We start from the raw sequence: 12,953 nt of genomic DNA, 5'->3' as shown, positions 1-12,953 counted from the left end.
AGCGATACTTACTTCTTTATCTGATCCGCCACCATCCTGCTTGCCCTGGCCACGTCATCCGGATCACCGAGATAGTAGCTCCTGATGGGTGTCATGTTATCCGTTAGTTCGTAGACAAGGGGAATGCCGGTGGGAATATTGAGGTTGACGATTTCGGAGTCAGAGACCAGATCCAGGTATTTTACAAGGGCCCGCAGGCTGTTGCCGTGGGCGGTGACGAGAACCCGTTTCCCTTCTTTTACGGCGGGGGCGATGGTTTCATGCCAGTAGGGAAGAAAACGGGCGACCGTGTCCTTGAGGGATTCGGTGAGTGGTAACTCCTCGGGTAAAAGTGATGCATAGCGAGGATCGCTTCCCGGAAACCGCTGATCGTCGGGGGTCAGGGGAGGCGGCGGGATATCGTAACTGCGGCGCCAGATCATGACCTGCTCCATGCCGTGCCGTTCGGCGGTCTCCGCCTTGTTGAGCCCCTGGAGCGCTCCGTAGTGACGCTCGTTGAGCCTCCAGTGGCGGTATTCCGGGATCCACATGAGATCCATCTCTTCCAGGACGAGCCAGAGGGTCTTGATGGCCCGCTTGAGGACCGACGTGTAGGCCACGTCGAAAACAAACCCTTCTTCTTTCAGGGTGCGCCCGGCACTGATTGCCTCCTCGATCCCCTTCTCGCTGAGCCCCACATCGGTCCAGCCGGTGAAACGGTTCTCCCTGTTCCAGACGCTTTCGCCGTGACGAAGCAAAACGAGCTTTTTCATGGCATGGCCCCTTTCAGAAAATCGGGGTCGGCAACCAACCCCACACGCAGGGTAAGTATATACAGGCGTCCGCCGCGCGCAACCTTCCTACCCTGCCGACTGTCGCTCCTTTCGGGAACTCTGCCCGATCCCGAAACGCGTCTTTACCCACTCCTGCATGCGATCCATATAGTAGTAGATGACCGGCGTGATGTAGAGGGTCAGCAGCTGCGACACGACAAGCCCCCCCACGACTGAAAGCCCGAGGGTGCGCCGGGCCTCGGCCCCTGCCCCGATGCCGAGGGCAATGGGAAGGGTTCCCATGAGAGCCGCCATGGTGGTCATCATAATGGGACGAAAACGGACAAGGGCGCCTTGGTGGATCGCCTCCAGGGGGGGCATCCCTTCACTGCGCTGGGCCTCCAGCGCGAAGTCGATCATCATGATGGCGTTCTTCTTGACGATGCCGATCAGCATGATAAGGCCCACGAAACCATAGAGGTTCAGCTCCTTGCCGAAAATCATGAGGGTGATCAGCGCCCCGAAACCGGCTGAAGGCAATCCCGACAGGATGGTGATCGGATGGATGTAGCTCTCGTAGAGGATGCCGAGAACGATGTAGATAACAACAATCGCCATGATAATCAGAACCGTGAGCCCCGTGGTTGACTGCTGATAGGCCTGGGCAACCCCCTGGAAGCTTGTGGTGAAGGTGGCGGGAAGCGTCTCGCGGCTCACCTTTTCGATGGCTGACACCGCCTCGCTCAGGGGGGTGTCGGGCCGCAGGTTGAAGGAGATGGTCACCGCCGGGATCTGCCCCAGATGGTTCACCGACAGGGGGCCGAGGGTGCGCCGCAGGTTTGCCAGCGTATTCAGGGGGACCAGATCCCCCTTCTGGGAGCGGATGTAGAGCATGGAGAGGGCTGTAGGATCGGTCTGATATTGGGGCTCCAGTTCCAGAATCACCTTATACTGATTGTCGGGGGCGAAGATGGTGGTGACCTGCCGTGCACCGTAGGCGTAGTACAGTGCGTCCTCTACCTGATGGGCGGTGACCCCGAGGGCCGATGCCTTGTCCCGGTCGATGTCCAGCTGAACCTGTGGATTCTGAAGCTGAAGGTCGCTCGTCACGTCCAGCAGCAACGGCACCTGCTTCAGCTTTGCCTCCAGTTCGGCCGCGCGCGCGTAGAGATCCTCGGTGTCGGGGCTCTGGAGCACGAACTGGTACTGGCTTTTCGCCAGCCGGGCCTCCAGGCGGATCGGCGGCGGGTTCTGGAGGAACATGACAATCCCCGGCACCCCCATTACCTTGGGACGCAACTGCTGAATCACCTGATCGGCGTTCAGCTTCCGCTCCTGGCGGGGCTTGAGGCGGATGAACATGAAACCCGAGTTGGACGACACACGGCTCCCGCTGGCGCCCGCCGTCGACATGAACGCCTCCACGTTCGGGTCCTGGAGCACGATGGCCGCCAGTTGCTGCTGCTTGGCCTTCATCTCCTCGAAGGAGATTCCCTGGGCCCCTTCGGTCATGGCGAAGATGGCACCGATGTCGTCGCTCGGCAACAGGCCCGTGGGTACCTTGGTAAAGAGCCAGATGGTGAGGAGCGTCAAGACCAGCGTGCCGGCCAGCACCGTCCGGCGAAGCCTCAGGACTCGCGCCAGGGTCACTTCATAGAAGCGGTACATGCCGTTGAAGAAGCGCTCCATGAAATTGTAGAACCGGCCGTGGCGCTGCTCGCCATGGGGACGGAGGAAGCGGCTGCAGAGCATGGGGGTGAGCGAGAGGGAAACGAAACCGGAGATGAGGATCGCTAGGCTGATGGTGACGGCGAATTCGTGGAGGAGCCGACCGAGCATCCCCTGCATGAAGAGAACCGGAATGAAGACCGCCACCAGCGAAATGGTCATGGAGACAATGGTGAAGCCGATCTCCCGGGAGCCGCGCAACGACGCCTCCCTGGGGTCCTCTCCCTTCTCCAGGTGTCGAACGATGTTCTCCAGCATGACAATGGCGTCGTCCACCACGAAGCCCACCGAAAGGGTCAGGGCCATGAGGGTTATGTTGTTGACCGAGAACCCCATCAGGTACATGGCTGAAAAGGCTCCGACGATGGAGAGTGGCAGGGCGAGGCTCGGAATCAGTGTGGCGGGGAGGTTGCGCAGAAAGAGGAAAATCACCAGGATGACGAGACAGATGGTGAGCATCATGGTGAACTTCACGTCGGCCACCGACTCCTTGATCCCCCCGGTCCGGTCGAAAAGGATGTTCAGGTCCACCGAGGCGGGGAGTTGCGAGCGGAAGTGGGGAATCAGCTCCTTGATACGGTTCACCACCTCGATGGTGTTGGTGCCGGGCTGGCGCTGGATGGCGAGGATGATGGCGCGGGTCTGCTTGTACCAGCCGGCAACCTTGTCGTTCTCCACACTGTCGATGACCTTGCCGATCTCCCCGAGGCGGACCGGCGAACCGTTGCGGTAGGCAACGATGAGCGGCTCATACTCCTTGGCGCTATAGAGCTGGCCGCTGGTCTGGATCGTTAGGGCCTCGTGCTTTCCCTGGAGGGTGCCGGTGGGGAGGTTCACGTTTCCGCGCTCCAGGGCCTGGGCCACCTCGTCGATGCCGATCTTGCGGGCCGCAAGCGCCTTGGGGTCCACCTGGACCCGCACCGCGTACTTCTGGGAACCGTTGACCTGCACCGAGGCCACGCCGTTAACCATGGAAATCCGCTGGGCGATCATGGCTTCGGCATAGTCATTGACCGTTGACAGGGGAAGCGTCGGCGAGCTGAGGGCCAGATAGAGAACTGCCTGGTCCGCCGGGTTAACCTTCTGGAACGACGGTGGAGCCGGCATGTCTTGGGGGAGCTGGCGTTGGGCCCGGGAGATGGCTGCCTGGACATCCTGGGCGGCGGCGTCGATGTCGCGCTCCAGGGTGAATTTGATGGTGATGCGGGACGTTCCGAGACCGTTGGTGGAGTTCATGGAGTCCACGCCGGCTATGGTTGAGAACTCCCGCTCCAGGGGGAGCGCCACCGACGCGGCCATGGTGTCGGGGTTGGCGCCGGGAAGGCTGGCGGAAACCTGGATGGTCGGATAGTCGACGGTGGGAAGGTCGTTGACCGGCAGCTTGCTGTAGGCGAGGAGACCGAAGAGCATGACAGCCAGCATGACGAGGCTCGTCATGACCGGCCGCCGGATGAAAACCTCGGCGATGCTCATGGTTGCTGGCCCTTGGGCTGGCCAGAAGCTTGCCGGGGGTTTGCCGGCCCTTGGTCCCTGGTCCCCGGTCCCGGTTTTTCCGTCACCCTGGCCTTGGGCGTGAGCCTCATCTGGCCGTCGGTCACAACCCTTTCACCGGGCGCGAGCCCCTGCTCGATAATGGTGACCCCTTCGTAGGCAATGCCCGGCGTCACCGGCCGGATTTCTACCGAAGAGTCAGCCTTTACCACAAAGACATAGGGACCGCTCTGGCCGGTCTGAATCGCCTGGGCCGGGACCACAATCGCATTGGGCCTGGCCGCGAGGGTCACAACCACGTTGGCGAACTGCCCGGGCCAGAGGCGACGTGCCCTGTTCTCGAAGGTCCCCTTGAGTTTGATGGTGCCGGTGGCCACGTCAACCGTGTTGTCGAGGAAGGAGATCATCCCCTGCTCAGCGGGACCGGCATCGTTGGGAATGGTCGCCTCCACCGCCAGCTTTCCTGCAGCCATGCGGCGCTTGACCTCGGCGAGGTCCTTTTCGGGGATGGAAAACGCCACGTAGACCGGCGTAATCTGGTTGATGGTGACCAGGGGGGGGTTCTCATTGGCCTTTACGATGTTCCCCGCATGGACCGCCAGATTCCCGGTGCGGCCGGTCAAGGGGGAGCGGATGAAGCAGTAGGAAAGCTCCACCTTCGCGTTCTCGACGGCGGCCCGGTCGGCGGACACATCGGCGGCAAAGGCCTCGGCCCTGGTCCGGTACTGCTCGTACTGCTCCGAAGTCACGATGCCCTCCTTCACCAGTTGGGCGTAGCGCTCCGCGTCCTGCCGGGCGTTCCGTGCCTGGACGAGGTTACGGGAAAGATTGGCTTCGGCTTTCTTCACTGCTGCCTGATAGGTGCGCGGGTCAATGGCGAAAAGGAGGTCACCCCGTTTCACGTCCTGTCCCTCGGTGAAATGGACCTTCAGCACCTCGCCGTTCACCTGAGCCTTGACGGCCACGGTAGCGTAGGGCTCCACGTTGCCGATGGCCTTGATCTGGACCGGGACGGTCTTTCGCTCGACCGTGGCGATCGCTACCGGGACCGGCGGCTTGGCAGCAGGTTTCTGCTCTTTCTTGGCGCAGGCGGCAAGTGTGACAATGAGAGAATAAGCTGCCCCCTGCACGACCAGTCGGCGAACGCGACGGGACAGGATGCCGCTTCTCGACGGGTCGCGGGGCGAGAGAGATAGATTCATGGTGTATCTCCGGTGGGTTTGGAGCGATGAGAGGATGGTTTCAGTTGTGGACGTGCCGCTCGTAGAGGGAATCACCCTCCGTGTCCGACAACTGAACCCCTGTCCGGTCGAGGATTTCTCCCGTGGTCCGCCAGAGCTGGGTTATGGCATCGGTGTACCCGACCAAGGCATTGATCTGGTTGATCTTGGCTGCGGCCAGATCGTTTTCCACATCGAGTACATCCTTTGTGGTGGCAAGCCCCACTTCGTTCTTCTTGATGAAGGACCGAAGCCGCTCTTCGGCAAAGGCCCTGCCCCGCTCGGTAACATCAATTTGCTTGTATCCCGACTCCACCCCCCGGATGGCTGCCTTGACATCGTTCTCCACATTCGCTTCGAGGCTGCGCACCTGGGTCCTGGCTTGCTCCAAGCGGAGCTTGCTTCTGATGTAATCGTTCTCGGCGGCATTGTTGCCCAAGGGATACGCGAACTGCAATCCTACGCCCCAAACCGGATAATCAGCCGAACCGATCTTTTCCATATCCCGGTTGTAGTGGGAATCAAGGCCGGTCAGCGCAGCGCTGGCGCTCAGGTTCAGGTCGGGAAGCGTCCTGTTGTGGGCCACCCGCATTTCAAGCTCCCTCGATTTGAGGGCGGCCAACTGCTCTCTGATTTCGGAGCGATTGTCCAGGGCGCGCTTGACCATCTCCTTCTCGTTGACGGCGAAGGGTTCTTTCGTCGGCATGTCGACCGGGACAATCTCGTCCCTGCCCGTAAGCTGCAGGAGCACCCTCAGCACGTCATTCTGGTCGCGCACCGCCTTTTCCGCATCGATCAGATCCTTCTCCCGGCTCGCCACCCCAAACTCGGCATTAAGGATCTCCATGGCAGGCAGAACCCCCGCCTTTACCCGAGCCTTGGTGTCGTCGAGAATCTTCCGGGCCAGGAGCAAAGAGGTGGTTTTCACCTCCAGATCCCCGCGCAGGCTGTAGAGCTTGAAGTACTCATTCCTCACCCGCGCAACCGTGTCAGAAAGCGTGGTCCTGAAGCGCTCCAGGGACTCCCCCTTGCTGTTTCGCGCCACCATGATGGCAAGCTCGGTCGGTTCCCTGCCGAAATTTTTCAACAACGGCTGGGTAAGGTTCACGGTAAGGTCGGAATTCCAGTAATTATTGAAGGATCTCGTAGAATTATTGCTGTTGTACGTGTTGTTGAAGGTCAGCCCGAGGGTTCCGCCTATCGGTATGAGCTGGCTTATGCCAGGATTGATATCGAAGGTTTTCTGCCGGTTAGTGAGACTGCCGGTAAGAAATGAGCTGGCTGGTTCAGTAACTGAATAGTTGAAATCCGTGGTCAAACGGAGGGTTGTGTCATAGATCCCTTCGTTCTTCCGGATATCGGCCTGGGCCATGGCGGGATTGTAAAGCTCGGCTTTAACGTCAAGATTCTTTTCGACGGCACTCCTGACTGCCTCCGCAAGGGGCAGTGAGATCTGGCCTTCCGCAGCCGAAGCTGGGACCGCGGCAAGACAGAGGCACAGGGCAGCACACATCCGTTTCATTCGTCAATTCCTCCTCAAATGGCCATCAAGCAGTGCGTTTGTTCCCTTTTGGGGTCGAACGGTTTTTTTCTTCCATTGTCAAATAAACGATAGAGCCCTGCAAAACGTTGAAAAAAATTTTCCCATCCAATCAACATTGATGGCACGGCACAACTACCGTCGTTATGTTCACTAAAATCCCCCCCCTGTCAAGGCGAAAGTTGGTGAGTTATCCCAACGTTGTACAACTCCTTCTGACATCGGGGGAAATGTGCATAACATACGGTTTTGTTTGCCTGAATTGTGCAAACCGCGTATCTTCGTCCCGTGATGCAGTTCAACATTTCGCAAGAGGTGCCCTATGAAGCCAATCGCCAGCATTGCCCTCCTTCTCTGCCTCGTCTCCTTTTCCGCCATGGCAGAAGAGTCCCCAAAGGTTCTCCCGCAACCGGCCGCCGAACCGCCAAAGATTCTCCAACCAGCCCCTGAACTACTTAAAACCGCCGAACCCCCAAAGCTCGCAGAGCCATCACAAGCCCAACAGCCCATGAAAATCGGGTACGTAGATTTATCGAAAATTGCCACTGATTCGGCTCCCGGCAAGGCAGCAAGTGCCAAGATGAAGGAAAAAACCGAAAAATACCGTTCACAGATTACCGCACGGCAAAAAAAGCTCGAAAATATGAAGAAGGATATTGAAGCGAAGCTGCCCAGCCTCACGTCACAACAACGACAGGCAAAGGTAAAGGAATTGGAGAAAAAGGTCGGAGAATATCAGAAGTACGTTCAGGACGCCGAGAAAGCGATGCGGAAAACCGAGGGAGAATTGACAGAATCAATGTCCAAGGCTATTCAGAAGGCTGCTGACGATTACGGCAAAGCCAACGGATTTGCCGTAATCGTACCGAAGCGTGACCTGCTCTATCTTGGCGACAAGGTCGATGTGAAAGATGTGACGGAAGATATATTAAAAAGCATCCGGTAAGTCTCTCCTGTTTGCGGGAGTCATCGTAATGCAAACAAGCGGGGGGCACCGGATACCAGATGCCCCCCGCTTGTTTGCAGATCATAGAGGCCATTTTATCGTTTGTGGTGTCCCCCACCAAGGATGTAGCCGGTAAGAGCTCCGGCCGCGCCACCGAGAGTAGCTCCGACCGCGGCATTTCCTCCAGCGATTCCGGTAAGCAGGGCTCCACCCGCAGCACCGATGGCGCCTCCGCTTAATGTGCGCTGCTGGGTTGGAGTCATCCCCGCACAACCAGCTGTTACCGAAACCAAGGCAGCTATTGCGATAAATCTTTTTGGTTTCATCAGATATCTCCTTTGTGTCAACGCCACGCACGAACTGTTTGGCGATGCCTTATCGTTGAATATCCATTTCCCACTATCATCCTACTCCTTTGTCCCTTCAACAAAACCGGCCTTTATCCTCGGATTGACAATCCTGTCCCAAAGAACCTTCATCACCGGTTCTTTCAGTGAGCCAGGATTTTCTTTGTAGTATTCAGTGATCATTCCGGTGATTTCATTCATGGGGATTCCGGACAATCCTTCCGCCATTTTCGCCGCGAGTCCTGCTTTCTTCAGTTCCGGTCGTTGCTCCGCGGCTTCGCGTTCCATCGTCACGACATGCCCGATCCCCCAGATGAAAGCAATCCTTTCACTGGCAGTCATGGCTTGCCAGACCTCTCCATCCAGGAGGGGCATCTCCTTAAGGCTTGCACTGGTATCAGTCACGGGTTTCTCTTCGGCTGCCCTTGCGTCATTGTAAGTTCCAGCCGTTGCCCCCACTAACGCCAGCACACAGCACACGCATACAAGTTTCGGTAATTGCATGGTCTTCCTCCCTTCCTCTGTCGTGTTTCATTACGGTTGTTGCGCTGACTTTCTCCGGATTTCCTTAAGATTAATCCTCAAGTTCTGGTAACAGTCGCCGATACGTGGTATAGATCAGAGAAAGCATTTTTTTCATTTGCCCCCGTTACGGGGGCTTCTTTTTGCAATGCGCCCGTAGCTCAGCTGGATAGAGCACCAGGCTTCGAACCTGGGTGTCGGGAGTTCGAATCTCTCCGGGCGCGCCACCCCCCTTCAATTTCGTATCTCCCCGTCATTGCGTCTTCAAGAACTCCGTCAGCGCATACTTATCTTCCGCAGAAAGATCAGCGCCGAAATAGTGTCCCTCGTTTTCGATGAGATCCGGGCAAAGGTTGTCGCCGCTTGCAGGGTCGACATTGGCGAACGCGGCAACAGGAGTCCCGGCCGGGAGCGTCACGACACCTGACGGAGTCGGAAGTTGCACGACAACATTGGTCCTCAGGATCGAACCGGCTTCGTCCCGCTTATCCGGATTCAGAAGCAGTTCCATCGCATTCTCATAGGCTGCGATTCGACCGGCCACTGACGGGTCGCCATTATAGAGGCCCAGCCTGTCATTGTGGAAGAAGGGGGCGGTCGCCCAGATACCGACAAGCGGCATGTCGCGGTAGAAGCCGGGGCCGCCGGTGGGCCGCTCCTTGTACTGGTCCGATGAGAACGCTGCCCAGATGTGCCCTGCCATCCAGTTCGTCGTGCGGGCACGGCAACTGTTCGTGCCGATTTCCGAGTAAGGATGGATCAGATCGTCGGTGAGAACATTGTGCGCTACTGACTGGTCTCCGTCCGAGTGGCACGATCCGCACGCGTTGAAGAAGACCTGCTTTCCCTTTTCGACGACCTTCCAGTCGACAAGACGAGGGCCATCCGGCGCGTTCACCAGGCGCGGAGAACGGGGAGTCTGGAGAAAGGCACAGAGCTTCCCGACAGCCCCCTCCGCCTCCACGAGATCAGGACAGACTTTCCTGCACTCGGCAAGATCAATGGGAGTTTGACTCCCTCCCGGTCCGTTGGCGAGGTGCCCGACCATGCATTCCGCAGCGCACATGCCGATGTTGAAGTAAACGCGGAGCGCAGCTGCTTCGCAGCCGGCATCATCTTCACCTCCCTGCCCGTTGCGATGGGCACGGACAGGAACACCGCCAACTGTGACATCAAAGAACGGACGATCCGGAACATCCCAGATCGGCGTGATCATTCCCGGATTGTTGATGTGATCATTTTCCAGAACCGTCGTGTCCACCGTGCCGGGCGCCCAACTGGAAAACACCTGATAGCGTGGGTCATGGGGCGAGAGGTGGGCCCTGAAAATTTTCCCGATATCCAGATACTGATTTCCTATGGTGGGGTGGATGTTTTCAGCCTTCGGATGGTTCGGGTCAGCGGGGGGATGATTGGGGTCAAATCCGGCATGGCAGGCGGCACAGGTAACGCCGATGAGAGGAGCGCCTCCTGAAGGATTGGGGAACTTGCGGATTCCGATCACGCCCGCGGACCCTGGATCTGCACACCGGTCATAGTTGCCGGTCGAGGCGTCACCAGGGGTGCAGTCCGGATCATTGATGACCCCGAACTCGTTGAAGCGGGTGTCGCGGGGCCAAGTCAGCATCTGGTCAAAACCAAGTGGGAGATTGAAGGGAGGATTGGGGAGGATAAGGCTGAAAAATCGTTCACCGCCGAAAGTGCTCTTAAACCAGATGTCACGCCCCGCCGCCACGTTCTGTGTATCTTTCGCGAAACATGAAACAGCTGCAATGAACAGTGCAGCAGTCAATATCGCAATGGCTAATGGTTTTCTTGTCACGTTTATCCTCCTTGGATACAGGGCTCCCGCGTGCGGAGTTTCTTGGCCTTCCTGGCCAGACGTGATGATCAAACAACCTCTCTTCCCGTCACCTCCCTTCTCAATTTGAGCTATGTAAACTTCGGACGCGGGTTCGACTCCCGCCACCATCAACTTGCTTCTGACTTCTCCAAGGCAGTTTACTGGGCAAGTTTATACCGGCTTATCAGGTATGCAACGGTTCGGAAACATTATCCCACTCTTACAAAACCATTACACCTGCCCTCAAGAAAAACAAAAAGCCCTCGATTCCCCGAGAGCTTTTTGTCTACTCCGGACTAGGCCGGATTATGAATTGGTGGAGGTGGCGGGAGTCGAACCCGCGTCCGAAGATCATACACAGAAGGCGTCTACATGCTTATGCCAGGATTTGATTTAGCCGCCCGACTCTCCCCTGGCAGGGATTTCCGGGAAGCGATCCTGCTAAAGTTTCGCCTTGGGGCCGCGGGCACTCCCCTTGACTATCCCACTGAAATAACGATCCATCTTCACCCGTGGGAGAGGCTCGGCGGATCGGTAGCAGGGTATTAAGCTGCTACGGCGTAGTCGTAATTATCGGCGTGTAATTCGCCCCGGGCTTTTTAACGAGGCCAGCCCGGACCTCGGCATGCAACCTTTAGTTTCCTATCCCCGTCGAAACCTGTACACCCCCTTGTAAACTCTTATCAGTGGCTCTTGCTTCTTTCCCTGAGGGCCTGGGCCATCTCCCTCGACTGGTCTTTCTTCTTCATGTCCTCGCGCTTGTCGTACAGCTTCTTCCCCTTGGCAAGGCCCAGCTCCACTTTGGCGAGGCCGTTCTTGAAGTAGAGGCGGAGCGGGACAACCGAGTACCCCTTTTCGCGGATCTTGCCGAAGAGCTTTTCAATCTCGCTCTTATGCATCAGGAGCTTGCGCAGCCTGTCCGGATCGTGGTTCTGGCGATTGCCGAAATCGTAAGGGTTGATATGGAGATTGTGCAGAAAGATTTCACCGTCACGGACCAGGGCGAAAGAGTCGTTGAGGTTCGCCTTCCCCATGCGGAGCGATTTGACTTCGGTCCCCTTCAGGACCATTCCCGCTTCAAAACGTTCCTCAATAAAGTAATCGTGAAACGCTTTCTTGTTGTTGCAGATCAGCTTTTCTCCCATGAAAGTGATAGTAGCAGATATGGCGAAATCATTGCAAGGAGTAAAAAGCCCTTGCAATTACAGGAAAAAAGAGGTTTGCGCACGGTCAAGAAAACGCCTCCCGGCTAACAACGAGATTGCCGGCAAGGAAAACCTGAAGAATCTCTCCCGAATGAATGAGCGCCTCATGCAGCGCCTCACCGGAACCATTCCGGCCCGGGAGCTTCATCACAAGGAAATCGGCATGTTTCCCTTTATCGAGGGAACCGGTCCGATCAGCAAGGGCTAACTGGCGAGCAGAGCCGATGGTGGTCATTGAAAGGGCTTCCGTAGGAGTAAAAATGCCCGGGAAGGTATCAAGGAGATATCGCATTTCATCCCACAGTGAGAGTGAGTCATTGCTGGCCAGTGAATCGGTGCCAAGCGCAAGCGGGACGCCGAGCCTCTTCAGCAGAACGACCGGGGCGCGCCCCACGGCGAGTTTGTCGTTGCTCCGGGGACAGAGGACCACGCCGACGCCACGTTTGGCCAGGATTTCGGCGTCGGACGGCGTAAGGTGAACGCAGTGAACAGCCGAGATGGTGCCGTTCAATACGCCGAGCCCATCGAGCCAGGCTGTAGCGGTTGTGCGCCGTGGTGCGGGGAGGTACGATTCCCACCGGACATGGGGATAGAGAAACTCGGCAATTTTTCCGGAAGAATCAAAGAAAAAATCGCTCTCTTCGCGGGACTCGGCCAGGTGGATGACTCGTGGCACGTTCCGCTCATACGCCAGACGGTACACATCCTGGTGTAGGTGTTCGGCAACGGTGTGGGGAGCATGGGGTGAAATGCCCGGGAGAAATGAGCCTCCGGAAAAGGAAGCGATGGCAGCATCAAGTTCTTCGACGAGTTGGGCATTGCGAACCGGGTCGTGACCGATGGCCTCGAATAAGAGCCTCCCTCTCAGGCCTGAATCGGCATAGAGGGGGATAAGTGAACGGTCGGTGAGGATTTCGCCGATGGCTGTAGTCCCGGCTTCGAGGCAAATCCGCAGCCCCTCGCGCACGGAAAGCTCCAGTTCCTGTGGCGACAAGGCCCGCCGGATCTTGATTACCTGGATTATCCAGTCCACGTATGTTCGAGGAGAATAGTCAATCCCCTTGCGGATCTTCCAGGAAGGGAAATGGGTAAGCTCCAGGTGGGTGTGGGCGTTGACGAGCCCGGGGAGGATGGCGCAACCGGGGAAATCATGGACGGGACCGCTATGGCGCGAACGGAGCTCGGCCAGCGTTCCCGTTTCGACAATGCAGCCGTCGTGGACAGCCACCGCGCCGCCGGGGATGGGGGGAGATGCTATCGGCAGAATGTATGAAGCGGCGTAAAGTTCCATCGAAAGGGCTCTCGGCAACGGGTCTTTACTCAGTCATTACACTCTACCACAAAAGAACACCAACTCCA

Annotated in this window: 10 protein-coding genes, 1 tRNA gene and 1 other RNA gene; 3 read left to right on the top strand and 9 right to left on the bottom strand. The window is 57.6% G+C overall.

Annotated elements, in window-relative coordinates; translation table 11 throughout:
• Window positions 1–8: 8 nt before the first annotated feature.
• From gpmA to GMET_RS08300, 4 genes are all read right to left on the bottom strand, one after another.
• Window positions 9–752 carry a 2,3-diphosphoglycerate-dependent phosphoglycerate mutase gene (gpmA, locus tag GMET_RS08315; protein ID WP_004511410.1) on the bottom strand — a complete coding sequence of 248 codons (744 nt, stop codon included), beginning with the start codon at window positions 750–752 and terminating at the stop codon, window positions 9–11.
• Between the two features lie 87 nt (window positions 753–839).
• The gene (locus GMET_RS08310) at window positions 840–3,953 is read right to left on the bottom strand and encodes an efflux RND transporter permease subunit (RefSeq protein ID WP_004511411.1); all 3,114 of its coding nucleotides are present in this window, start codon (window positions 3,951–3,953) and stop codon (window positions 840–842) included.
• A complete protein-coding gene (locus tag GMET_RS08305; protein ID WP_004511412.1) occupies window positions 3,950–5,173 on the bottom strand; it encodes an efflux RND transporter periplasmic adaptor subunit in 1,224 nt (407 codons plus the stop codon). The genes GMET_RS08310 and GMET_RS08305 overlap by 4 nt, the downstream gene beginning before the upstream one ends.
• Window positions 5,174–5,213: 40 nt before the next feature.
• Window positions 5,214–6,713 carry a TolC family protein gene (locus GMET_RS08300; protein WP_004511413.1) on the bottom strand — a complete coding sequence of 500 codons (1,500 nt, stop codon included), beginning with the start codon at window positions 6,711–6,713 and terminating at the stop codon, window positions 5,214–5,216.
• Between the two features lie 340 nt (window positions 6,714–7,053).
• Between GMET_RS08300 and GMET_RS08295 the strand changes: the two genes are divergently transcribed.
• Together GMET_RS08295 and GMET_RS18800 are read left to right on the top strand one after the other, a co-directional pair.
• Window positions 7,054–7,677, top strand: coding sequence for an OmpH family outer membrane protein (locus tag GMET_RS08295; protein WP_004511414.1), 624 nt, complete (start codon window positions 7,054–7,056; stop codon window positions 7,675–7,677).
• A gap of 74 nt (window positions 7,678–7,751) precedes the next feature.
• Window positions 7,752–7,916, top strand: coding sequence for a hypothetical protein (locus tag GMET_RS18800; protein WP_187148472.1), 165 nt, complete (start codon window positions 7,752–7,754; stop codon window positions 7,914–7,916).
• 168 nt (window positions 7,917–8,084) lie between these two features.
• On the opposite strand, the gene GMET_RS08285 is transcribed toward GMET_RS18800, so the two are convergent.
• Window positions 8,085–8,528, bottom strand: a complete 444-nt coding sequence (locus GMET_RS08285; protein ID WP_004511416.1) for a hypothetical protein — start codon at window positions 8,526–8,528, stop codon at window positions 8,085–8,087.
• A 168-nt stretch (window positions 8,529–8,696) separates the two neighbouring features.
• Between GMET_RS08285 and GMET_RS08280 the strand changes: the two genes are divergently transcribed.
• A tRNA-Arg gene (locus tag GMET_RS08280) sits at window positions 8,697–8,773 on the top strand.
• Window positions 8,774–8,799: 26 nt separating this feature from the next.
• Here the strand turns inward: GMET_RS08280 and GMET_RS08275 are convergent.
• The 4 genes from GMET_RS08275 to GMET_RS08265 form a co-directional block, all read right to left on the bottom strand.
• Window positions 8,800–10,368, bottom strand: a complete 1,569-nt coding sequence (locus tag GMET_RS08275) for a hypothetical protein (RefSeq protein WP_004511417.1) — start codon at window positions 10,366–10,368, stop codon at window positions 8,800–8,802.
• A gap of 335 nt (window positions 10,369–10,703) precedes the next feature.
• Window positions 10,704–11,059, bottom strand: a transfer-messenger RNA (tmRNA) gene (ssrA, locus tag GMET_RS18330).
• 13 nt (window positions 11,060–11,072) lie between these two features.
• On the bottom strand, window positions 11,073–11,534 hold the full coding sequence (smpB, locus tag GMET_RS08270) for an SsrA-binding protein SmpB (RefSeq protein ID WP_004511418.1): 462 nt from the start codon (window positions 11,532–11,534) through the stop codon (window positions 11,073–11,075).
• A gap of 85 nt (window positions 11,535–11,619) precedes the next feature.
• A complete protein-coding gene (locus tag GMET_RS08265; RefSeq protein ID WP_004511419.1) occupies window positions 11,620–12,885 on the bottom strand; it encodes an amidohydrolase family protein in 1,266 nt (421 codons plus the stop codon).
• Between the last annotated feature and the right edge of the window lie 68 nt (window positions 12,886–12,953).

This window comes from Geobacter metallireducens GS-15 (assembly GCF_000012925.1).
In the GTDB taxonomy this organism is placed as follows: Bacteria; Desulfobacterota; Desulfuromonadia; order Geobacterales; family Geobacteraceae; genus Geobacter; species Geobacter metallireducens.
Note: the sequence above shows the minus strand (reverse complement) of the source record. Positions and strands in the feature narration are given on the sequence as shown.